A 23,873-nucleotide genomic window follows, 5' to 3' on the forward strand; every position below is an offset into this window, starting at 1 on the left:
TTAAAGTAAAATGAAGTGGAAAGAACAAGCTGTTATTCTTGGTACACGCCAATATGGTGAAACAAGTGTTATTCTTGAGGTTATGACACGTGAACATGGTCGTTATATGGGAGTGGTAAAAGGGGGGCGATCGCGTCGTATGGCAGCTCTTCTTCAACCTGGAAATTTTGTGGAGGCTGAATGGTGGGCTCGTTTAGAAGAACATTTGGGACTTTTTCGGCTTGAAGCTCTTGATTTACATGCGGCAAGATTAATCTGTCTACCAGAAGCACTTTATGCTTTGCAATTGATAGCTTTTCATTTGCGACTTCTTCCCGAACGTGATCCGCACCCCGTTTTATATGATATTTTACACCTTTTTATGCAGAATTTTGATGAACCATTTGTAAATGCAGAATTGCTTGTACGTTTTGAAATGCGGCTTCTTGAAGAACTTGGTTTTGGTCTTGATTTATCTTGTTGTGCTGCAACAGGTCGTCAGGAAAGGCTTCATTACGTATCACCAAAATCTGGACGGGCTGTCTGTGAAGAAGCAGGGGAACCTTGGAAAAAAAAGCTTCTCATTCTACCACAATTTCTTGTGCAAAGAACGACTCGTCCTACTGATTCTAGTGACATAATAAATGGTTTTATACTGACGGGTTTTTTTCTTATGCGTCATGTCTGGGAGCCACGAGATATAAAGCAGCCGTCAGTGCGCATGAATTTGATACAATTATTTGAGCGCCAATTTGATATACAAGCATTAATTTATTAATCTGATGATAATTGAATGGGAAAATGAAAGTTTTAAAGACAATTGCTGAAGTCCGACAATATACTTCAGAGGAACGACGTTTAGGTTTTTCGATTGGTTTTGTTCCAACAATGGGGGCATTGCATGATGGTCATCTTGCATTAGTACAGTATGCAAGAGCAATGTGTGATCGCGTATTGGTTTCTATTTTTGTCAATCCAAAGCAATTTGGACCTCATGAAGATTTTGCTCAATATCCAAGAGATTTGAAGGGCGATTGTGCTTTGTTAGAAGAAGCAGGTGTTGAATGTGTTTTTGCCCCTTCTGTAGATGAAATGTGGCCACTGGGAAATGATACAATTGTGCAAGTGAAAAAATTATCACGTATTTTGATGGGAAAATTACGTCCAGGGCACTTTTGTGGTGTGACAAGCGTTGTTGCTAAACTTTTTAACATTGTCCAACCAGATAAGGCTTTTTTTGGGGAAAAGGATTTTCAACAAATTTTAATTATTCGGCGTATGGTTGAAGATTTGGCTTTTCCTATTGAAATTGTTGGAGTTCCTATTCTACGGGAGTCAGATGGTGTAGCTTGTTCTTCACGCAATCAGTTTTTAACATTAGAAGATCGTAAAGCTGCCAAAATTATTCCTGAAAGTGGGAAAGCAGCTGAAAAGCTTTACCATGAAGGTGAACGGTCGGTTGATAAATTATGCAAAACTGTTCGTGATATTTTACAACAAGAAACGCGTGCAATCATTGAAGCAATAGATTTACGGGATATGGAAACTTTATGCGTGGTTAAAGGAACATTGAATAAACCAGCAGTTTTACTTCTTACTGTTCGCTTTGGAGAGGTAAGGCTGATTGATCAATATATATTGCAAGAGAAGGGCGGAAAATGAGTGTACATAAAACCGTAAAGCGTATAACATCTTCCGAAATACGTGCAAGAAAGGGACAACAGCCAATTGTTTCTTTAACAGCTTATCAAGCTTATACTGCGCGGATTGCTGATCCATATTGCGATATCCTTTTGGTTGGTGATAGCGTTGGTATGGTTGTGTATGGGTTTGAGACAACGCTTCCTGTTAATTTAGATATGATGATTTTACACGGACAAGCCGTGGTGCGTGGATCTCAAAAAGCTCTTGTGGTTATTGATATGCCTTTTGGCTCTTATGAGGAAAGTCCAGAGCAAGCTTTTTTTAATGCATCGCGTATTCTTGCTCAAACGGGGTGTGGTGCAGTTAAGCTTGAAGGTGGTGTTTATATAGCGGAAACAATTGATTTTTTGTGTAAACGTGGCATTCCAGTGATGGGGCACATCGGTCTCACACCCCAGGCGGTGAATCGTTTTGGTGGTTTCAAAACACAAGGACGAAAACAGAGTGATTGGCAAAGAATTGAAGCCGATGGGGCTGCAATTGAGGAGGCCGGTGCTTTTGCTATTGTTTTAGAAGGGATTGTCGAACCTTTAGCAGTAAAACTGACAGAAAAGCTTTCTATCCCTACGATCGGTATTGGTGCATCCAATCAGTGCGATGGACAAGTATTGGTTATGGAAGATATGTTGGGCTATGGTGCTCATGTGCCAAAATTTGTACGCCGTTATGGAGACCTTGAACAAGCCATGGAAACTGCAATAAAGAATTATGCAAAGGATGTCACATCTCGTGCTTTCCCAGCGGATAATGAAGTTTATAAACTAAAATAAACTTCAGTTTAAGATGAAAAGTTTGACAAGGGAACATTTGTTGTTTTGATAATGAAAGTGCATTATTTCATATATTTTGTATGCAATTTGAGCTGTGCTTTTTTTTTAAAGAAAGCTTTCTTAAGGAACTCAACTCCTATTTCGCGACGGCGTCTGTGAATGGTATAACGGTAAAGCTCCTATGAAGTGTACAATTTACAGAGCACTAGCATCTTTACGCTTCATAAGAGACATTTTAAATTCTTTCTTTAAAAGTTTTTACCCATATGCCGGTCCCACTTATGACGTGCAAGAGAATGATTTTGATTGATTCAATATAAACAGATTTGAAATGAGTGAATCTCACGATATTAGGGGCTCTCATTCAACATGAAAAAATAATGAATTATTATTATAAATCAGTGTGATGAGTCTTTAATGATAGGGAATCAACAATGCGAAGAGTCTATAATCTTTGGGCATCCAAGGCATTGAAGCGAGTTAAAAATGCGTTTTCAATTTGTTGGGTAGAATAGGGGTATAAATTAAGATCATCGGGTAAAATATTATTGGGAGAGCCAAAATAGCGAAGGGCTTCTTCTGTACTAAATCCAGCAAGCGTAATCGCTTCATAATATGCAGCGATACGGTCGGCTTGTTTGATTTTTTTTAAAAGTTTTTGAGAAAGATCAACGGGAAGAGAAAAGCGCATGTGGATAGCATCTTGGATGCCCTTTTCAATGCGTTCATATTGTGTTCCTATGACAGCTTTAAAGGGGGAAATCATATCGCCGATGACATATTCTGGAGCATCATGAAGAAGAGCATAAAGACATTCGTTGCTTCCCGATTGTGGAAAAAGTTTTTGAAATATTTGTTCAACCAAAAGTGAATGTTGTGCAACAGAATAGGCATGCTCCCCTCGTGTTTGACCGTTCCAACGTGCCACGCGAGAAAGTCCATGGGCAATATCCTCAATTTCAACATCAAAAGGAGAAGGGTTGAGAAGATCAAGTCTGCGTCCAGAGAGCATTCTTTGCCAAGCGCGTGCTTCTCCATTTTTTAATAATTCAGCTTTAGCCATGCATATTTTCTATAGTATTTTCAGGAAAGGTAAAATTCATATTTTCAGCAATGTTTATAGTGACAGGAATGTTTTTTACAGTAAAGGGGATGTTATGGTCCATAGAATCTTTGACGTGATCAATACGCATTAAAGCGAGAGCCTCATTTTCTACACACGTTCCCAAGTAGCCAAGCACTTTTGTTCCTGCTTCAATGCTAGATTGAGGGGTTAATTCACACTGGCCTTTTACAATAAAAATACGGCGACGTGCTGCACGGCGGTGGTGCATTCGTGAAACAATTTCTTGTCCAATATAACATCCTTTATTGAATGAGAGTCCATTGATTTGATCGTAATTAATATCATGAGGAAAGACTTTGCCAACTTCATAGTCTTGACCACTTTCCGCAATTGCATAACGGATACGCAATTGATTCCATGTATCATGATACTCTGAAGTCAAAAAAGGTTTTTTGCCATAGATTCGTATTATTTTTTCTTGTTGTGGGAAGCGTTTATCAACAAAACTTGAATCAAAATTTAAAGTATCTGATTCATTATTCAAAGAAACCGTAACAAGCTCTTGTAATGGTTGTGTAATTTCTACTTTTTTACGCAGCTTATAGAGCAACAGACGTTGGTGAAGCGTATCAGCTAAAGGCATTCTGATATCAATCAGGTAACCATTTTCTTTTTTTCCGATAAGAAAATCAGCAAGAATCTTTCCTTGTGGGGATAAAAGGGCTCCAGGGAAAAGTTCCTGTGGACTGATTTTTTTTACATCTGTCGTGATCAAGGATTGTAGAAAATCTGTTGCTTCTTCGCCTGTAATTTGAATAAGCCCGCGGTTTTTTAAGCAAATGGCATTTTGTTTTTCAATCATGGTTCTTGCCTTTCTGCTCAAAGTTACATAATCGATAAGTGAGCAATATGTAAGGAGCGTGGCTATGTTTAAAACATTTGATACAATTTTTAAAGGTGCAACACTTGTGAATCATGATGGAAGAAGCAAGCGTGATATTGGTATTACAAATGGTCGTATTGCTGAAATAGGCAACCTTACATGTGCATCGGCTAGTGAGGTCATTGATTGTACGGGGCTTCATATTTTACCAGGAATTATTGATAGCCAAGTGCATTTTCGTGAGCCAGGAAATGAATATAAGGAGGATTTGGAAAGTGGCTCGTATTCTGCTGTGTTAGGGGGTGTTACGGCAGTTTTTGAAATGCCTAATACCAATCCGTTGACAACATCAGAAGAAACATTAAACGATAAGGTTAAACGCGGATTTCATCGAATGCATTGTGATTTTGCATTTTGGGTTGGAGGAACGCGTGAAAATGCCCATGAACTCTCTGAGTTAGAAAGACTTCCCGGTGCGGCTGGAATTAAAGTCTTTATGGGGGCCTCTACCGGTGATCTTTTGGTTGATGATGATGAAAGTGTACGCCTTATTTTGAAGAATACACGCCGTCGTGCAGCTTTTCATTCTGAAGATGAGGCGAGGCTCAAAGAGCGTAAAATATTGCGTATTGAAGGGGATGCATCGTCACATCCGATTTGGCGTGATGAAGTTGCGGCATTAAAATGTACGCAGCGTTTGGTAAAAATTGCCCATGAGACGAAAGCACGGATTCATGTGTTACATCTTTCGACAGAAGAAGAAATTGATTTTCTAAAAAAACATAAGGATGTTGCAACAATTGAAGTGACACAACATCATTTGACTCTCACGGCTGATGATTATAAGAAGTTTGGTACATTAATTCAGATGAATCCGCCTATTCGTGAGTCGCGCCACCGTGAAGCTCTTTGGTACGGTGTTCAACAAGGAATTATTGATGTCTTAGGCTCAGATCATGCGCCTCATACTCTTGAAGAAAAACTTCAACCTTATCCCTCTTCACCTTCAGGAATGACAGGGGTGCAAACAACAGCAGCAATTATGTTGACACATGTGAATGAAGGAAAAATATCTCTTGAACGTTTTGTTGATCTCACTTCACATGGCCCTAGTCGTATTTTTGGTATAAGCTGTAAAGGGCGCATTGCTGTTGGGTACGATGCTGATTTAACCATTGTTGATCTTAAGAGAGAAGAAATTATTACGAATGGCTTAATTGGTTCGCGTGCCGGTTGGACACCTTATGATGGTCAAAAAGTTAAAGGTTGGCCTGTTGGGACTATTATCCGTGGTATGCGCGTTATGTGGGAAGGTGAAATTGTCACACCTTCACAAGGAGAGCCTGTTAAATTTATGGAAACTTTGGTGTAAACAGATTAAAAAGTATGCCGTAAAATATCATCTTTTAGAGTGATGATATAGGGTATGTCAGCCTCTTTGGCACATAAGTGTTTTTTATGCGTGGTGAATATTCTTAGGCTTATTTGTAGAAACTATGAAGCAAATTACATGAGTGGGAAGCCAAGAGGAATCTTGTTCAACAAGAACCTAGATTATTTACAGAGCAAATTTAGTTAACAATCTTCATCCTTTGAGGTGTGGGGAGGAAGCCAAAGAACGATTTTGTATGGGGAAAAAGGCGCTCATACGAATAAAAGCGTATCGAGACATTATTCTTTAAAAGTTTCTCTATTTTCAGAGCTGGTTTATTGCTCCCCGCATTTGTGAGAGGAATATCATTGATATCGCTAAAATGGAGAAAGATACTTTTTGCATAGATTAATTATTTATAATGCATGAGGAGGTTTTCAGATAAAATTCTTCCTTCCTCGATGTATCTTTGATTGGCTTCAATGGCTGCTTGGGTACAATGGTGATAATTTTCTGAGAAAGCACGATACGCTTCATTAAACGCTTCATAAAAATAAGCACGTCTTTGTGGAATGGGGTGTTCTGCTTCAATTAGTGCATTCATATAATCATACCATTGGTTTGTTGGAGGCTCGCAAAGATTTTGGAGAGAATGCAATGATCCCAAAATTTCTGCTAGTCGGAGTAATTTTTTTTCATAAGGTGGAGATTGTTGCGCAAAGGTTGGCATTGAAATGACAAGAAATATTAAAATAATGATGTTCATCAATCTATTACGCATTATTTTTATTGCTTTCTTTGAATAAAACTCTGTACAGATAAAATAATTTTGTCATGAGAACTGTGTAAAAAAATAGAGTTAATTGCTACATTATTCTCAATTATTGATTATAAAATATAGGGCGTAAGAGGCAGTAAGGAACCCATTGTGGAATATTGAAAATACTGACGAAGCTTTGTGTGGTTAAAAATTTAAGATTTGCTTCCTGAAAGCTATCTATTTTTCACATAGGTTTATATTGTGTTGCCTATAGAATTTTTTCTAAGCTCGTTTTCTTTAAGAAGGGAAAGCATCTCTAATGATAGAATGCTTTTGTTCAATCAAATAAAATAGATTGTTTTTATGATAAATGATGGATACAGCCGTGAATACAATGGGAAAATGGTAAGAAGAATTTACTATAAGAAAAAAGTTTTTAGCCTAAACCGCGTAATACGATAATTTGAGATAAGATGCATCTAAAAGGAGCGGTGCATAATATCGTCTATGGAGTCAATAATGAAAGAGTTGCGATTTTATAATACGCTGACACGTAAAAAAGAAAATTTTACACCAATAGATCCGACAAGAGTACGTCTTTATGTTTGTGGACCGACAGTTTATGATTATGCGCATGTAGGAAATGCACGCCCTGTCATTGTTTTTGATATTTTATTTCGTTTATTGCGTCATGTTTATGGCAATGAGCATGTTCTATATGCGCGTAATATTACAGATGTTGATGATAAAATTAATGCACGAGCAGCTTTTGAATATCCAAACTTGTCATTGAATGACGCCATTCGTCAATTAACAGAACGTACATATTGCCAGTTTCAACAAGATACAATAGCACTTGGTTGTCTATTACCAACCAGTCAGCCGCGCGCAACCGAGCATTTAGAGGAAATGCGCTCTTTAATTGAAAGATTGCTTGAAAAGGGGCACGCTTATAAAGCGGAAAATCATATATTATTTTCTGTAAGTAGCATAAAAAATCCTCCCCACTATGGGGCATTTGCAAATCGTTCTTTAGATGAAATGAGGGCGGGGGCGCGTATTGATGTTGCTGCTTATAAAAGGGAAGAGATGGATTTTGTTTTATGGAAACCTTCTGTGGAAGGGGAGCCAGGTTGGGAATCGCCGGCCGGAATTCCTGTTTTAGGTCGTCCAGGTTGGCATATTGAATGTTCTGCGATGTCAATGGCAAAGTTATTAGCGCCCTATGGCGGTGGTTTAACTTGTGATGATCCAACCGCGAATGTTTTTGATATCCATGGTGGTGGACTTGATTTAATTTTTCCTCATCATGAAAACGAGATTGCACAAAGTTGTTCAGCTTTTGGGACGGAGCGAATGGCAAATTTTTGGATGCATAATGGTTTTTTACAAGTTGAAGGCAAAAAGATGTCGAAAAGCTTTGGCAATTTCATAACTATTCGTTCTGTTTTAGAGAATAATTTTTTGGAGTTTAATGGTATTTTAATCGATGAAATGAAGAAAAATTGGGCTGGTTTGTCTGCGCGTTTTTCGATGTTGCAAACGCATTATCGTGAACCATTAAATTGGACAGCGCAGCGTTTAATACAATCGAGTGGCGAACTATATCGTTGGTATGAATTGCTTCGCAGCAAAAAAAGTGAGATGGAAAACAATGAAGCAATTAATGATACTTTGATAGATGCACTCAGTGATGATCTTAATACTCCAAAAGCACTGACTCTTTTGCGAAAGTTTTATAAAGAAGGGAATGCGCTGGCTCTTGCTAATGGGATGAATTTATTAGGACTGTTACGACAAGAATGGATTAAAGAAATAGACTGCCCATTATTTATAAAAAAAACTTTTCTTGATTCAAAATTTATTGATCAACGTATTGCTGAAAGACTACGACTTATCCATAATAAAGAGTGGGAAGCAGCGGATACAATTCGTGATGAGCTTGCAGCGGAGGGGGTTCTTTTAAAAGACAGTAAGGATCCGCAGAGTGGTGAGCGCATAACTGTGTGGGAAATAAAACGATTTTAATTTTCCTATTCCAGCAGCTTACATAAATAAAGGGAGGAAAATTTGATGGAATTTTTATATCATTATGGGTATATCGCGCTTAAGCTGGCTGTAGGTCTTGTTGCCTTCTTATTTATTTTAAGAACGACGGGGCGGGGGAGCCTTAGTCAGATGACACCAGTTGATTTGGTCAGTAATTTTGTTATGGGAGGTATTATTGGAGGCGTTATTTATAATCAGAGTATTAGTAGCATTCAATTATTGCTTGTTTTACTCATCTGGCAAACCTTGATTACATCTTTTAATTTTTTTGCACGCTATTCAGTTTTTTTTCGTCGTCTTATTGCAGGGCGGAATGTTACATTAGTTTTAGATGGGGTTTTCCAAATAGATAAGATTAAGAACTTAGGGATCAATGTTAATGATCTCATTACGATGTTACGTCTTAAAGGGTGTCACTTACATGAAGCCGCTTTTGTTCGTTTGGAAACCAATGGTGATTTCACTGTCATTAAAAAGGAAGAAGGGAAGAAATCGACGATTTTAATAGAAAATGGTGAAGTTATTGATGATGGACTTAAAGAGATTGGTAAAACAAAAAAGTGGCTTCAGGCAGAATTGAAAAAAAACCATGTAAAAGTTGAAAATTTATTTGCAGCAGAGTGGTATGAAAATACAGATAAAAATAATAAATTGTATAGTGGATTATTTCTTGTTCCTTTTTCAAAAACAGTCTAACTTTAAATAACGAGTGGGTATAGCTTATTGGAAGCGTAATGAAGAGATAAATCTATAAACAACCACAGGGGGGTATTTTGCCTTTTTCGTGTGGATGATAGAGAAGTAAGGACTTTATGAAACGCAATGAAATGACAAAGACTGTATCATCAGATACAGGCAGAACTCTGCACACACTTTACAATTTATGGCCCTATATGTGGCCAGTAGGGCGACGTGATCTAAAAATACGTGTGCTATGGGCAATATTTTATCTTGTTTTGGCTAAGCTCGTTCTCATATCTGTACCGTATTTCTTTAAATATTCTACGAATGTGCTTGATTCAAGCTTTCAGCTACCTGAATGGTTCCCATCCAGTTTGATTATTCCCATCATGCTCGTTTTGGCATATAATGTCGCACGTATTATGCAGGCTGGATTAAATCAATTACGCGATTCTCTTTTTGCCACTGTTGGTCAATATGCTGTTCGTCAATTGGCTTATAAAACCTTTGTACATATGCATGAGTTATCCTTGCGATTTCATTTGGAACGCCGAACTGGTGGGCTTTCTCGTGTGATTGAGCGTGGTACAAAAGGAATTGAAGCGATCGTAAGATTTTCAATTCTGAACACAGTACCGACAGTTCTAGAGTTTATATTAACGGCACTTGTATTTTACATAAGTTATGGGTGGCATTATCTTCTCATCGTTGTTGCAACGGTTGGATTATATATCTTGTTTACCATTAAGGCGAGTGATTGGCGCATTCGTATTCGGCAACAAATGAATACAGCAGATACTGAGGCCAATACGCGTGCAGTTGATTCTCTTTTGAATTTTGAAACGGTGAAATATTTTGGCAATGAAACTCTAGAAGCCGATCGATTTGATGCTTCTATGGTAGGTTATGAAAAAGCCGCAACAAAGATTTGGACATCGTTAAGCTGGCTTAATTTTGGTCAGGCTCTTATCTTTGGTATTGGAATGACGATCATGATGCTGATGTCAGCTTATGAAGTTTTTTATAAAACACAAACTTTGGGTGATTTTGTTTTTATTAATGCACTTTTAATGCAACTTTCCATTCCACTGAATTTTATTGGTTCAATTTATCGTGATATTCGACAAGGTTTGACGGATATTGAAGCAATGTTTGATCTTTTAGATGTTCAGAAGGAGATCGTTGATAAATCGGATGCTAAACCGTTAGAGATAAGGGATGGGACCATTCGTTTTCATCAGGTAAAGTTTTCCTATGATTCGACACGTCAGATTCTCAGAGATATTGATTTTGAAGTTCCTGGAGGAAAAACAGTCGCCATTGTCGGTCCATCTGGTGCAGGTAAATCAACTATTTCTCGGTTGCTTTTTCGGTTTTATGATGTTGACGCGGGTTCTATCACAATTGACGGGCAGGATATTCGTGACGTAACACAAAAGAGTTTGCGTGAAGCGATTGGCATGGTCCCACAAGATACAGTGTTATTTAATGATACAATTGCCTATAATATTTGCTATGGGCGTCCAAGTGCTACAGATGAAGAAATGCGCAAAGCTGCTGAAATGGCACAAATATCAAAATTTATTGAAATTTTACCGGAAGGTTTTCAGTCTATGGTAGGAGAGCGAGGTCTCAAATTATCAGGTGGTGAAAAACAACGTGTGGCTATTGCACGGACACTTTTAAAAGCCCCCCCACTTCTTATTTTAGATGAAGCAACATCGGCTCTTGATACGGCGACTGAACAGGAAATTCAACAAGCATTGGATATTGTAAGCCGTGGACGTACAACACTGATTATTGCTCACCGTCTTTCTACTGTCATCAATGCTGATGAAATTTTGGTTCTTAAAAGTGGTCGTATTATTGAAAATGGGGCGCATACAGAGCTTTTACGCAAGAAAGGTTTATATGCTTCAATGTGGAATAAGCAGCTTGAAGCATCGAAAGCTGAAGAAAAATTACGTAAAATACGTGAAGAAGATGAGACGAGTGTTGTTAATCGTAAAAAATAAATAGGGCAAAATGTAATCTATATCTTTATATGGAGTGATTGATTAAATACATAAAAAGACACAAGAGGAACAAAAAGATTTGTTGCTTGTTTGAGTTTACGATGAATAGGAAATTATATGAGTATTCTGCAATCTTTCCATAATAGCTTTGTACCGGTTCATAAAGAGGGTTATCCTTTTATTGTAGCGTTTTTTGTTATTTCGCTCATTCTTGGTTGGATATGGAGTCCGTTGTTTTGGTTTGGTCTCGTTCTCACGGTGTGGTGTATATACTTTTTTCGTAATCCAGATCGTGTGATCCCTTTAAATTCAAATTGGGTTATGTCGCCTGCAGATGGGCGTATTTCATTTGTGGAATCATGTGTTCCACCTGAAGAATTAGGATTAGGGAAAGATGAAATGATCCGTATTTCCATTTTTATGGATGTTTTTTCATGCCATATTAATCGTATTCCTATCAGTGGTACAGTAGAGTCTATCGTTTATCATCCAGGTCGATTTACCAATGCTGAGTTTGATAAAGCTAGCCAGTTTAATGAGCGTAATGGTGTGGTAATTGATAGCAAACATGGTAAAATCGGTATCGTACAAATAGCGGGAATGGTTGCACGCCGGATTGTTTGTTGGTCAAAAGAAAACGATGCCGTTATGACTGGTGAGCGATTTGGATTGATTCGTTTTGGTTCTCGCCTTGATATTTATATACCAACTGAAATGAAATTGCGTGTTGCAGTTGGACAGACCGCAATTGCTGGAGAAACAGTTTTGGGTTCTTTTGATGATAAGAGTGCCACAACGGACTTCAGATACGATTAGGACTCACAATGAAAAATTTTTCGCCATTTTCTTCATTCAATCCTGAGGGGCAGCATGATGATGTTGCAAGTCGGCGGCGTTCACCTACATCAATGCGGTATGTCATTCCCAATATCATTACTATTTTAGCAATTTGTGCAGGGATGAGCAGCATTCGTTTGGCTTTTGAACATCGCTATGAAGCTGCTATTTTAATGGTGCTTTTGGCCGCAGTTTTAGATGGTGCTGATGGTCGCATTGCCCGTTTAATAGATGGTAGTTCATCTTTTGGGGCACAGATGGATTCTCTTGCTGATGTTATAAATTTTGGTGTTACCCCTGCACTTATTGTTTATTCTTTTATCTTGAATCAAGCAAATCACATTGGTTGGGTTGCAGCCCTTGTTTATTGTGTTGCTTGTTGTTTGCGGTTAGCACGTTTTAATGTGATGTTGGATAACACCAATATACCTAAGTGGCAGAAAAGTTATTTTGTTGGTGTTCCAGCACCAGCAGGAGCATTACTCCTTTTATTGCCTACCTATTTAGGCGCTCTTGGTTTGGTCCCCAATTGGGGGTGGGCATTATTTTTTAGTCTTTATACTGTAATTATTGCTTTTCTTTTGATTAGTCGTTTACCAGTATGGAATGCAAAAACAATTGATCAAAATTTAAGGCGCGATATCGTTATACCGTGCATGTTGGTCATTGTTATTTATGTCGGTTTTCTTGCGACTTACACATGGAAAACTTTATTGATTACAGCTGTTAGCTATATGATTTTTCTCCCCTGTAGTTTTATCGCTTATAATAAACGTGCTACTTTAGAAGAGAAAAAGGCTGATGCTAAATCTATCCAAGAATCATAAAGTGTTTCATTCTTCTGTTGAGAAGCACAGGAAAAAGAGAGAGTTAAACGATTTACTTCTCCGATGATGATCAATCAGGTACATGATAATCTACAAACCGATTTTTATGAACATTAAAGAGTTTTCCAGTTTCCTTTAAATCAGGTGATAACAAATGTACTATCTTTTTTGCAACCTCTTGTGGTGAAGGGAGAGTTTGTGGATCTTCACCGGGCATAGCTTCAGCGCGCATGGCAGTGCGTGTGGCACCAGGGTTGACACAATTAATCTTAATAGGGGTTTGTTTGAGTTCTTCTGCCCAACAGCGGGCAATCATCTCTAAAGCCGCTTTAGAGGCTGCATAAGCTCCCCAGAAAGGGCGCGCAGCATGCGCAACGCTTGAGGATAACAGAATGGCTCGTCCAGCATCAGATTCACGTAATAAAGGCTCAACAGCTTTCATTAAGCGCCATTGGCTGAAAAGATTTATTTGAAAAACATCTTCAAATACCGTGTTTTCTATATGCGCTATTGGTGAGAGTGTTCCAAGGATTCCTGCGTTTTCAACGATAATATCAAGTTTTTTCCAGCGTTTGGCAATTGAGATAGCAAGAGTATCGATGTTTTCCATATGATGCAAGTCAAGGGGAACAAGGGTTGCATGAGCCCCTTTTTCTCGGATTTGATTATCTAATTCAGTAAGTCCACTGACTGTTCGTGCAAGAGCAATAATATGAGCGCCGCGTGCAGCAAGCTCGAGTGCCAAATAATAGCCAATTCCTCTTGATGCGCCAGTAACAAGTGCAACACGCCCATGGAGACTAAAGTCACATTTTGTCATCATTAATCTCTTGTTTTAAGAACAGATGATTGATGAGTTTTGGAGAGATTTTCTTGATCAACCAGTTGCGTAGGATAATATCCAGTAAAATAATGGTCAGTAAATTGTGGATCGGCGTTATTCCGTTTTTCCCCTGCTACAGCAAGATATAATCCATCCGTTGAAAGAAATTCTAATGAATCTGCTCCAATAAAATCACACATAGATTTTAAATCTGGATATTGATTTGCTAAAAGGCTTTCAACTTTAGGTGTATCAATACCATAAAAGTCGGGATAGAAAATCATAGGGCTAGAAATGCGCATATGAACTTCTTTTGCTCCTGCATCACGGAGCATTCGCACAATTTTAAGAGATGTTGTTCCACGTACAATAGAGTCATCAACAAGAATAACACGTTTTCTTTCAATCACAGGACGGTTTGCAGAATGTTTTAACTTGACACCAAAAGCACGAATTTGTTGTGTTGGTTCGATAAAAGTACGGCCAACATAGTGATTACGGATAATACCAAGCTCGAAGGGAATTCCAATTTCTTGTGCATAGCCAATTGCGGCAGGAGTTCCTCCATCAGGAACAGGAACCACAACATCACCCTCACAAGGGGCTTCCTGTGCTAAACGGATTCCCATATTTTTGCGTGTTGCATAGACACTACGCCCTCCAACGATTGAGTCCGGACGGGCAAAATAAACATATTCAAACAAGCAAAGTTTTTCTGGTTTTTCATTTTTGGGTTTTATAATTTTTTTAGTAATTTCCCCATTTTTTTGTATTTCACATATGATGATCTCCCCATTTTTAACATCACGGACATACTTTGCTCCAATAATATCAAGAGCACAAGTTTCAGAACAAAAAATAGGCTTACCATCAAGTTCCCCCATCACAAGGGGTCTAATCCCTGTTGGATCGCGTGCAGCAATAAGCTTTGTACGTGTGAGCGCTAACATAGCATACCCACCTTCTACTTGCCGAATTGCATCAACAAAACGATCAGAGGACGATTCATAACGTGAGCGGGCAATAAGATGAAGAAAAACTTCTGAATCTGATGTTGATTGACAGATAGCTCCAGAAGCGATGAGTTCACGGCGTAATGTAAGACCATTGGTAAGATTACCATTATGAGCAATAGCAATGCCTCCAGCTTTTAATTCAGCAAAAAGGGGTTGAACATTGCGTAATGCTACTTCTCCAGTTGTTGAATAACGGGTATGTCCAATAGCGCGATTTCCTGGTAAGCGTGCAAGTGTTGTAGGATTTGTATAGTGATCACCAACAAGACCTAAATGCTTTTCTTGATGAAACATTTTATTATGGTAGGAAACAATACCAGCTGCTTCTTGCCCACGATGCTGAAGTGCGTGGAGTCCAAGAGCTGTTAATGTTGCTGCATCTTCATGCCCAAGAATACCAAAAACGCCACATTCTTCATGAAGGGTATCATCATCTAACGAAAATTCTTGACAGAAAACATCACTTTTTATCATCATATTCTTTCAGTTGTGATACGGAGGAATCATTAATATCACATTTTACATCATTTAGTTCTCTTTCCTCATGAAAAACTATTCTTTATTTTTTAAAATTATCTTTTTATGAGAGTGTTGCTCATACGTATGTTTATTGCTGTCTTTAAACAAATTTTCCGCCTTTTCGAGAACAGATCCAATATCTTTTGGGAGTATTTCCCAAACTTTTTGTCCTAGTGAATCTAAAATAGGCCTTGTTTTTGCATTTTTTAACCAATTCGCTTGAAGCTCGGGTTTAATCAGTGCATTAATCAGCAACATACCGATGACCATGATAAGTAAACCGCGAAGTGCTCCAAAAATAAAACCAATAGCACGGTCAAGGATACCAATTCGACTATCAATAATAAAATCAGAGATCTTCATTGTAATAATTGAAGTAATAATGAGAACAATAATAAAAATCGTGACCAATGTTGTGATCAATGCAATCATTTTATTAGAGAGATAGTGTTCAAAGAAAGGTAAGACAGGCTTGAATAAAAACAGTGTCGTAATAGCTGCAACTGCCCAAGAAATCAACGATAACACTTCACGTGAAAACCCTCGAAGCATAGCAAGAAAAGCGGACAACAGGATGATTACTACGACAATTCCATCAAGGATTGTTATGATCATTTGTTTGTTCCTTATACATAAAGTTGTGTTCTTATAAGTCTGTGTACAAATATATTTTTTGTTCTTATAGCAAGGATCTTTTGTATTTTATAGAGTTTTTTCTATATTATCATATCTGTGGTGCAGATCATTTTTTACTTACGGTAAGAGTAGCAACGAGTTCGGGAAGGTCGGAGAAAGTTTTTTGTTGAAAATTGAGCGACTTCATCATTTCGGTTGTTGTTGTGGGATGAAATGCTCCTTGAAAGCCGAGTTTTTTTGCTTCATTGATGCGCTGTGCTGAATGTGAAACAGCGCGGGTAGCTCCTGAAAGACTGACTTCACCAAAATATACATAATCCGTTGGCAATGCGATATTGGCAAGAGAGGATACCAAAGCAGCGGCTACAGCTAAATCAGCAGCGGGTTCTGATATGCGATATCCACCTGCTACGTTCAGATAGACATCATGCTGTCCAAAACGAATGCCGCAATGGGCTTCTAAAACGGCAAGAATCATAGAAAGGCGATTTCCATCCCATCCGACAACCGCACGTCTTGGTGTCCCAAGGGAAGAAGGAGCAACAAGCGCTTGAATTTCTACGAGTATCGGGCGTGTCCCTTCCATTCCCGCAAAAACAGCAGCACCTGGTGCTTTTTCATTACGTTCTCCTAAAAACAATTCGGATGGATTTATCACTTCGCGTAATCCTTTATCAGACATTTCAAAGACACCAATTTCATCTGTTGGTCCGAAGCGATTTTTTACAGTTCTAAGAATGCGATAATGATGTCCTCCTTCACCCTCAAAATAGAGAACGCCATCAACCATATGTTCAACAACTCGAGGACCAGCAATTTGCCCATCTTTTGTAACATGACCAACAAGAACAACGGCGGCTCCTGTTTTCTTGGCAAAGCGGATCATTGCTTGAGCACCGATACGTACTTGTGTGACAGTGCCTGGTGATGAATCTGCTGTATCTGACCATAGGGTTTGAATCGAATCGATAATCACCATATCAAGGTTTTTATGTTCGCTTAAGGTTGCCAGAATATCTTCAACATTGGTTTCAGCAGCAAGTTTCACTTCTGTATTGTTAGCTTCAAGCCTTTGTGCGCGCAGACAAATTTGCGCAATAGCCTCTTCACCTGAAACATAGATGACATTATATCCTTTACGTGATAAAGCAGCGGCTGTTTGTGTCAGCAATGTTGATTTACCAATACCCGGGTCACCACCAACAAGGAGTGCCGATCCACGGACAAAGCCTCCACCGGTAACACGATCAAGTTCAGCAATACCAGAATGAATACGTGGAGCATCTTCGATATTTCCAGAAAGAGATGTGAGTGTGACGATGCGTCCTTTACGAGCATTCTGCTTAGGAGCACTTCCTATGCCGCCATTTATAGTTTCTTCGATAAGGGAATTCCATTCTCCACAAGCACTACATTTTCCCGCCCAACGAGAATGGACCGTTCCACAATTTTGGCAGATAAATTGAATACGATTACGCGCCATGTTGATTTAACCAATTTGCTCTGGAAGATAATTGCTATCGGCCAGATCACTGAATCGTGTGAAATCAGATTGAAAGGCAAGTGGCACGATTCCTGTCGGCCCATGGCGCTGTTTTGCAATAATAACATCAGCTTTTCCAAAAGCTTTGTCCATTATTTCTTGCCATTTTGTATGTTCCAAGCTACCTAACTTTGGTTCTTCATTTTTGAGATAATATTCTTCGCGATAGACAAACAGAACAATGTCGGCATCTTGCTCAATTGAACCAGATTCACGTAAATCTGAAAGTTGTGGACGTTTATCTGTTCTATTTTCTACTTGACGTGAAAGTTGAGAGAGAGCGATAATAGGAATGTTCAATTCTTTCGCTAATGCTTTTAATCCTGTGGTAATTTCTGTGATCTCTTGAACACGGTTTTCTGATGAACGCTTTGAACTGCTTGTCATGAGTTGGATATAGTCAATAAACAAGATATCTAAGCCATGTTGTCGCTTGAGACGTCGCGCACGAGCAGCTAATTGCGTAATTGATATTCCCCCAGTTTGATCAATATAAAGTGGTGCCTTTTGTAGTTGGTTCACCGCACGAATAATTTTTGAAAATTGTTCATCTGAAATATTACCACGCCGAATATCAGAAGAAGAGACTTCTGTTTGTTCAGAAATAATACGTGTTGCAAGCTGTTCGGAGGACATTTCAAGTGAGAAGAATCCTACAATGCCACCTTCATTTTCTTGGATATTGGCATTACGATTATAAGCATTAGCAATATTAAAGGCAATATTGGTAGCCAGTGAGGTTTTACCCATACCAGGGCGTCCCGCAAGGATAATTAAGTCAGATGCTTGTAATCCTCCCATTTTTTCATCAAGTGTTTTAATATGGGTGGCTATCCCGGATAATTGTGAAGAGCGCTTTTTCGCAGCACTTGCCATATCGATAGCTTTTTTGATAGCCTCATTAAAATTTTCAAATCCACCTCCATATTTCCCTTTTTCTGCTAGCTCAAATAACTGATTTTCAACAGTTTCAATTTGTTGGGTAGGCGTGAGCTCTACAGGAGCATCAAAGGCTGTATTGACAACTTGAGTTCCAAGGTTAATCAAAGACCGGCGGATAAAAAGATCGTAAATAACGCGTCCATAATCTTCAGCGTTAATAATAGTGACTGCCTCTGTGGCTAAGCGAACAACATACTGGTAGACAGTAATATCTCCAATTTTTTCTTCCATTTGGATATAGGGCTTGATTGTAACTGGATCTACACGTTTTCCTGTTTTAATAAGGTGAGATAAAACATGATAAATTTTTTGATGCAATGGTTCAAAAAAATGTTCTGGTTTTAGAAAATCTGAAACGCGGTCAAGAGAATCATTGTTGATAAAGATGGCACCAAGCAATGCCTGTTCAGCTTCAATATTATACGGAAGTTGCCGAAAAGAAGGAGAATCTTCTTTTTTTGAAGAGCCTACATTAACAACGTTAGTTTCTTCCATAATATTTTTCCACTAAAATTCCAAGTCTAGCTACTTTAGGCGATAAATTGAAAATCGTATAATTAAAAGAATAGAGCTACAAACCTTCATTTTAAGTTAAAATTATATAATTTTTCAAAGCTCTCTTTTCGTTGCTCATTTATCATTTGTATATTATTTGTGTTACGTCTATCTATTTTATTTTATAATACGTAATTTTAAAGTGGAAGTTTTGGTACTCTAAATTTAAGTATTTTGAAGTTACATGACCTTAAGATTCCAATATCTGTGTAAGCAGAATTACTCTTTTATAACTGAAATTATTTCAGATCATGTGAGGATACAATCAACTTACCGCTCATACAAGCCTTACCCTGAAAGGTAGAACTTTAAATTATTTTTGCTTTATATGCTGAAAACAAAAGATATTTCCTCTTAGTTATATCATCATTCTCGGCATGTAATGCCTTTAAATAATATATTGCTAATGCTTTCATAAAAATTAGGTTCTTTATGTATGATGGCCATAAAATACTCACTTTTAAAGTGTGAGTATTTTATGAGCAATATTTAAAATGGAATAAAAAATATAAAACAGAAAGCAAAAATAGCAATTAAGCTTCTTGATGAGAACTGTTTATATCGTTGTCATTAATTTCTTCTGCCAATAATTCTTCCTGACTTTCTTCTAATAATTCTTCTTGAATATTATATATTTCTTTAGCAGAAGTGAGAGTTTCACCTTCTGCTTGGCGTTGTGCTTCACTGGTAGAACGCGCAACATTAATAATCACGGAAATTTGAACCTCAGGATGTAAGCTAAGAGTGATAGTGTGAAGACCAATCATTTTTATTGGATGGTTAAGTTCGACTTGATTTCTCCCAATAGAAAAGCCTTCATCTGTTATAATTTCAGCAATATCACGTGTTGACACAGAACCATAAAGTTGTCCTGTTTCACCAGCAGAACGAACAACAATGAATGATTGTCCATCAAGTTTTTCAGCAACTTTTTGCGCTTCGCTTTTGCGTTCAAGATTACGTGCTTCAAGTTGTGCACGTTGTATCTCAAAATGTTTTTTATTGGCTTCATTTGCACGTAAAGCTTTACCTTGAGGCAAGAGAAAATTACGCGCATAACCATCTTTAACTGAGACAATATCACCCATTTGACCAAGACGAGGAATGCGCTCAAGTAAAATAATATCCATAGTTTTTCCTTTCGAACAAATAAATTTAGTGGAGTTTTTTGCGTGATTGAAAATTATATTGAATAGCAGCCCAAATTCCCATCAAAAGCATCATGAAAACAATAGGTGGAGTAAAAACGACTGTTAAAATAGCAATATAAACAAGAGAAAGTATAATAATCCGACCGTTTACCCCTTTTGTAATATTGTGAAGATATGCTAGACCGCTAATTAATATGATGACAGTGTATGCAGTACTAAAGACACGGGTACTCAAGTTAAGAGAAGCGCTCAACTCAATCATCGATGCTATGCAAACAATAATGAAAATAACAATTCCAGAAATTGGAAGGCGGAGAGTTTGGCTCCAATCATCACGAGGTCTTTTCAGCCATTTCATGTGTTGTGCTGCTATCATGGAAAAGTAAAGGTTAGCAATGAGAAAAACCAAACTATAAAGAGTCAAAGAAACAGCAGTAAAAGTTGCTGGATGCGTCATTAAAAGCTCACTAAAAGCGCGTATATCGGCTTCTTTTATTGACTGTGATTGTTGCAGAGTTTGTGCTATGTTTTCGGTGATTTTTTTTGCAATGACGGGTGTGGAAGGACGGGTTTGAACATAGAGCCCAATGAAAGTTGCTATAAGAGCGATAAAATTAGTTAAATGAAAAATAACCGATGATAATGGATACCATATCAGTTCGTTTTCTTTTTGCGCTGGTCGTGCAAGCCCAAGAAGCCAAGAAGCATAGACAGCAGGAAGGAAAAATAAGAACATCAAGCCAAGAGCAATATAGGTATTAGTGGTTATGATAAGAACAACAGTGGCACTTATGAGGGCGATGAGACTGGCTAGTGTTCCTTGACCGAACGCAACAATAAAAATTGGCAATGAAAGAAAGCAGCCAAGAAGAAGAGAAAAAAAGGGCGCGATATTTGCAACACTGATGATTGCCATTCCTATTACAACAGCAAACAATCCTGCTAAAATACCGGTTAATATCTCATAGGTACGATTTTTTTTCATTTATTGCTGTCCTGCTTTCTGCAGTTAGGGGCGTGTCAATACCCCAACTTTGACATGTAATAGCTTAACATAGGATGCAACAAGCTATTTTTTTAATCATATAAGAAAAGCAACTGGAGAAACTCTCCAGTTGCATAGCGTATTGAGCGTTTACTTTATAACGTACGGAAGTAAGCCTAAAAAGCGAGCACGTTTGATAGCATTAGCTAATTCACGCTGTTTTTTCTGACTAACAGCAGTAATCCGTGAAGGAACAATTTTCCCACGTTCGGAAATATAACGTTGTAACAACTTGATGTCTTTATAATCAATTTTGGGAGCATTGGTCCCTGAAAAAGGACATGTTTTACGACGACGATGAAAGGGGCGACGTGCAGAGTTTTGATTGGTATCAGTCATCATTCTACCCCTTCTATAGCATTTTCACGTTGACGACGTGGAAAACGAGGACGCTCTTCATCGTGTCCAATGTGACTATTGCGATCAAGGTGTGAGAGCATAGCAGATTTTTCTTTTTCGTGTTTTTCTACGCGAATGGTCATATAACGCAAAATATCCTCATTGATGCGCATCTGACGCTCCACTTCAGCAATTGCCGAAGCTGGTGCATCAATATTGACCAAGGTATAATAAGCCTTACGGTTTTTACGAATGCGGTAAGCAAGAGGACGAAGTCCCCAATTTTCTATACGCCCAACTTTCCCACCATGTGCTTCAATGACACCTTTGTAGAGACTCAAAAGTTCATCAACTTGCTGCGGTGTAATGTCTTGTCGGGCAAGGAACATATGTTCATAAAGAGCCATTGTTGTTTTGCCTTTCTTCAATTAAATCTTACCGGTTTTAGCGCAAAGCCTCTGCGACTTGTCTTTTTTGGAAATCCAAAGAAGAAAGGACGCGTTTACGATTCGAGACATCCGAGAGCGGAGACACGGGAGGCCGGAAACATTGTATTTCCTACTGATATTTTACAGCCCTCCGTTCAACCTCCAGCTAAAGTGCCGGCAACGAATATTTCATATCTACAGGTTATCTTTTAAAATAGCAAGTTTATGCACATAAAAAAATTGATTTGCTAAATCTTGATATATTTCCCTCGTCTACAAAAAGATAGTACTGTAACATAAAGGAGAGAAAAATGGACTTTTTAAACCAGATTGATGTTACACTCTTTGAAATGTTTGTCGGCAATCATCAAGCTTGGTCGATTGTAGTTTTGTTTAGTATTTTTTGTGCAAAGTTTTTAATTTATATTATTCCTCTCCATCTTTGTGCATTGTGGTTTTGTGGTGGGGAGAGGGAACGATGTGTCGTGCTAAGCATTTGCATGAGTATTTGTTCTGCTCTTTTCATAGGTTATCTCATTTCTCTTTTTTATTTTCATCCTCGCCCATTCGTGGTAGGGTTGACAACACCGCTTATTCAACATCGTGCAACAGCTTCTTTTCCTAGTAATCATGCCTTGACCATTGCATCTTATGCAGCTAACTTTTATTTTTACCGATACAAGGTTGCTTTTAAATTTGCCACGGTGTTTTTGTGCTTGATCTGTTGGGCGCGCATCTTTGTGGGTGTACATTATCCCTTTGATATTTTAGCAGGTGCAATTTTAGGAAGTCTCATAAGTTTGGGTGTTATTCAGTTTATAGCTCCCTACTTTCCTAAGTTTTTATATCAAATTCCGCCTTTAAAATATAATTTTAAGAGTGGTATTCGTTTTAAATAAAGGGCTTTATCTTGATTTGTGCGGATGAATAAGGTCAAAAGAGAATAATTTAATTGTACAATTTTAGGAGTTGATAAATGGGTGCAGCTTTTATTTTTCCAGGGCAGGGAAGTCAACTTGTTGGTATGGGGAAGGCGCTTACAGAGCAATTTATTGCCGCACGGATGGTTTTCGAGGAAGTTGATGATGCTTTGGGTGAGAAATTATCAAAGATCATTTTTGAAGGACCAGCAGATGTTTTAACGTTAACAGCAAATGCACAACCGGCATTAATGGCTGTATCCATGGCTGTCATTCGTGTGATGCAACAATTAGGGCTTTGTATAGAAGAAAAGGTAAAGTTTGTTGCTGGTCATTCTTTAGGCGAATATTCGGCCCTTTGTGCTGCTGGTACATTTACTCTCACAGATACGGCAAGACTTTTGCGTATTCGTGGCAATGCTATGCAGGCTGCTGTCGCGGTTGGTGAAGGTTCTATGGCAGCACTGATTGGTTTGGAAGAGCACACTGTGGAAGAAATTTGCGAAACTGTTTCTGGAGAAGGACTATGTCAGATTGCTAATGATAATGGTGGTGGGCAAATTGTTATTTCAGGTAAAGCAAAAGCAGTTGAGACAGCGGTAGAGATTGCATCAACAAAAGGTGCAAAACGTGCACTTCTTCTTCCAGTTTCTGCACCGTTTCATTCATCTTTAATGCAACCTGCTGCTGATGCCATGAAGAAAGCACTTTTGACTGTTAACAAAATGCCCCCTATTGTTCCTTTGATTGCTAATGTTTCTGTTGCACCTGAGAGCAATCCAGAGCGTATTACTACTCTTCTTGTTGAACAAGTGACTGGGAGAGTGCGATGGCGTGAAACAATAGAATGGATCGCTGCTAATGGGGTTGATACGCTTTTTGAAGTTGGTTCTGGAAAAGTATTAACAGGTTTAACGCGTCGTATTAACAAAGATATAAAGGGGGTAACAATTGGAACAGTTGATGAAATAGAATCAGCGCTAGGCATGCTTGGCGTTTAATCTATAAGGAGT

General features: G+C 38.3%; 23 protein-coding genes. 11 read left to right on the forward strand and 12 right to left on the reverse strand.

The window, feature by feature from the left end:
* Positions 1–10 precede the first annotated feature (10 nt).
* The 3 genes from recO to panB are packed head-to-tail and all read left to right on the forward strand — an operon-like array spanning position 11 to position 2,453.
* Entirely contained in the window at positions 11–757 is a 747-nt protein-coding gene (gene recO, locus ACFIKY_RS01030; RefSeq protein ID WP_375635689.1) for a DNA repair protein RecO, read from the forward strand.
* Positions 758–780: 23 nt separating this feature from the next.
* Positions 781–1,641, forward strand: coding sequence for a pantoate--beta-alanine ligase (gene panC / locus ACFIKY_RS01035; protein ID WP_375635688.1), 861 nt, complete (start codon positions 781–783; stop codon positions 1,639–1,641).
* Positions 1,638–2,453: a 3-methyl-2-oxobutanoate hydroxymethyltransferase gene (panB, locus tag ACFIKY_RS01040; protein ID WP_375635687.1), complete on the forward strand. Its 816-nt coding sequence runs from the start codon at positions 1,638–1,640 to the stop codon at positions 2,451–2,453. Before panC ends, panB begins: the two co-directional genes overlap by 4 nt.
* Positions 2,454–2,898: 445 nt before the next feature.
* On the opposite strand, the gene ACFIKY_RS01045 is transcribed toward panB, so the two are convergent.
* Both ACFIKY_RS01045 and ACFIKY_RS01050 read right to left on the reverse strand, forming a co-directional pair.
* Complete coding sequence (locus ACFIKY_RS01045; RefSeq protein WP_375636574.1) at positions 2,899–3,516, reverse strand: YfbR-like 5'-deoxynucleotidase; 618 nt, start codon at positions 3,514–3,516, stop codon at positions 2,899–2,901.
* Positions 3,509–4,381 carry a YgfZ/GcvT domain-containing protein gene (locus ACFIKY_RS01050; protein WP_375644919.1) on the reverse strand — a complete coding sequence of 291 codons (873 nt, stop codon included), beginning with the start codon at positions 4,379–4,381 and terminating at the stop codon, positions 3,509–3,511. The genes ACFIKY_RS01045 and ACFIKY_RS01050 overlap by 8 nt, the downstream gene beginning before the upstream one ends.
* 64 nt (positions 4,382–4,445) lie before the next feature.
* Between ACFIKY_RS01050 and ACFIKY_RS01055 the strand changes: the two genes are divergently transcribed.
* A complete protein-coding gene (locus ACFIKY_RS01055) occupies positions 4,446–5,774 on the forward strand; it encodes a dihydroorotase (RefSeq protein WP_375636570.1) in 1,329 nt (442 codons plus the stop codon).
* A gap of 412 nt (positions 5,775–6,186) precedes the next feature.
* Here the strand turns inward: ACFIKY_RS01055 and ACFIKY_RS01060 are convergent, their stop codons facing one another.
* Positions 6,187–6,555, reverse strand: a complete 369-nt coding sequence (locus ACFIKY_RS01060) for a TIGR02301 family protein (protein WP_208439587.1) — start codon at positions 6,553–6,555, stop codon at positions 6,187–6,189.
* A gap of 498 nt (positions 6,556–7,053) precedes the next feature.
* Between ACFIKY_RS01060 and cysS the strand changes: the two genes are divergently transcribed.
* The 5 genes from cysS to pssA all read left to right on the forward strand — a co-directional run bounded on the left by cysS (position 7,054) and on the right by pssA (position 12,943).
* Entirely contained in the window at positions 7,054–8,562 is a 1,509-nt protein-coding gene (cysS, locus tag ACFIKY_RS01065; RefSeq protein WP_375644918.1) for a cysteine--tRNA ligase, read from the forward strand.
* A 45-nt stretch (positions 8,563–8,607) separates the two neighbouring features.
* The gene (locus ACFIKY_RS01070) at positions 8,608–9,279 is read left to right on the forward strand and encodes a DUF421 domain-containing protein (RefSeq protein WP_375636566.1); all 672 of its coding nucleotides are present in this window, start codon (positions 8,608–8,610) and stop codon (positions 9,277–9,279) included.
* A 116-nt stretch (positions 9,280–9,395) separates the two neighbouring features.
* On the forward strand, positions 9,396–11,279 hold the full coding sequence (locus ACFIKY_RS01075; protein ID WP_012754947.1) for an ABC transporter ATP-binding protein/permease: 1,884 nt from the start codon (positions 9,396–9,398) through the stop codon (positions 11,277–11,279).
* Between the two features lie 117 nt (positions 11,280–11,396).
* Positions 11,397–12,095 (forward strand): phosphatidylserine decarboxylase, encoded by a 699-nt coding sequence (locus tag ACFIKY_RS01080; protein ID WP_375636564.1) that lies wholly within the window; start codon positions 11,397–11,399, stop codon positions 12,093–12,095.
* Between the two features lie 8 nt (positions 12,096–12,103).
* Positions 12,104–12,943, forward strand: coding sequence for a CDP-diacylglycerol--serine O-phosphatidyltransferase (gene pssA, locus ACFIKY_RS01085; protein WP_375636563.1), 840 nt, complete (start codon positions 12,104–12,106; stop codon positions 12,941–12,943).
* A gap of 70 nt (positions 12,944–13,013) precedes the next feature.
* Here pssA and ACFIKY_RS01090 read toward each other — a convergent pair whose 3' ends face one another.
* From ACFIKY_RS01090 to rpsF, 9 genes are all read right to left on the reverse strand, one after another.
* On the reverse strand, positions 13,014–13,763 hold the full coding sequence (locus ACFIKY_RS01090) for an SDR family NAD(P)-dependent oxidoreductase (RefSeq protein WP_375655933.1): 750 nt from the start codon (positions 13,761–13,763) through the stop codon (positions 13,014–13,016).
* 2 nt (positions 13,764–13,765) lie between these two features.
* Complete coding sequence (gene purF / locus ACFIKY_RS01095; RefSeq protein WP_375628701.1) at positions 13,766–15,259, reverse strand: amidophosphoribosyltransferase; 1,494 nt, start codon at positions 15,257–15,259, stop codon at positions 13,766–13,768.
* A gap of 75 nt (positions 15,260–15,334) precedes the next feature.
* Positions 15,335–15,916, reverse strand: coding sequence for a CvpA family protein (locus ACFIKY_RS01100; RefSeq protein ID WP_375636561.1), 582 nt, complete (start codon positions 15,914–15,916; stop codon positions 15,335–15,337).
* A 127-nt stretch (positions 15,917–16,043) separates the two neighbouring features.
* Complete coding sequence (gene radA, locus ACFIKY_RS01105) at positions 16,044–17,420, reverse strand: DNA repair protein RadA (RefSeq protein WP_375644917.1); 1,377 nt, start codon at positions 17,418–17,420, stop codon at positions 16,044–16,046.
* A gap of 6 nt (positions 17,421–17,426) precedes the next feature.
* The gene (locus ACFIKY_RS01110) at positions 17,427–18,917 is read right to left on the reverse strand and encodes a replicative DNA helicase (RefSeq protein ID WP_375636558.1); all 1,491 of its coding nucleotides are present in this window, start codon (positions 18,915–18,917) and stop codon (positions 17,427–17,429) included.
* Between the two features lie 593 nt (positions 18,918–19,510).
* Entirely contained in the window at positions 19,511–20,107 is a 597-nt protein-coding gene (gene rplI, locus ACFIKY_RS01115) for a 50S ribosomal protein L9 (RefSeq protein WP_375636556.1), read from the reverse strand.
* A gap of 25 nt (positions 20,108–20,132) precedes the next feature.
* A complete protein-coding gene (locus ACFIKY_RS01120; protein ID WP_375644916.1) occupies positions 20,133–21,113 on the reverse strand; it encodes a hypothetical protein in 981 nt (326 codons plus the stop codon).
* A 150-nt stretch (positions 21,114–21,263) separates the two neighbouring features.
* On the reverse strand, positions 21,264–21,512 hold the full coding sequence (gene rpsR, locus ACFIKY_RS01125) for a 30S ribosomal protein S18 (protein ID WP_012754957.1): 249 nt from the start codon (positions 21,510–21,512) through the stop codon (positions 21,264–21,266).
* Positions 21,512–21,919, reverse strand: coding sequence for a 30S ribosomal protein S6 (gene rpsF, locus ACFIKY_RS01130; protein ID WP_273788489.1), 408 nt, complete (start codon positions 21,917–21,919; stop codon positions 21,512–21,514). The genes rpsR and rpsF overlap by 1 nt, the downstream gene beginning before the upstream one ends.
* A 332-nt stretch (positions 21,920–22,251) precedes the next feature.
* Between rpsF and ACFIKY_RS01135 the strand changes: the two genes are divergently transcribed.
* Positions 22,252–22,839, forward strand: a complete 588-nt coding sequence (locus ACFIKY_RS01135; protein ID WP_375661298.1) for an undecaprenyl-diphosphatase — start codon at positions 22,252–22,254, stop codon at positions 22,837–22,839.
* A gap of 77 nt (positions 22,840–22,916) precedes the next feature.
* Positions 22,917–23,861 carry an ACP S-malonyltransferase gene (gene fabD / locus ACFIKY_RS01140; protein ID WP_375644914.1) on the forward strand — a complete coding sequence of 315 codons (945 nt, stop codon included), beginning with the start codon at positions 22,917–22,919 and terminating at the stop codon, positions 23,859–23,861.
* The last annotated feature ends 12 nt before the right edge of the window (positions 23,862–23,873 follow it).

This window comes from Bartonella sp. CR127HXZ (assembly GCF_042194555.1).
GTDB classification, from domain to species: Bacteria; Pseudomonadota; Alphaproteobacteria; order Rhizobiales; family Rhizobiaceae; genus Bartonella; species Bartonella grahamii.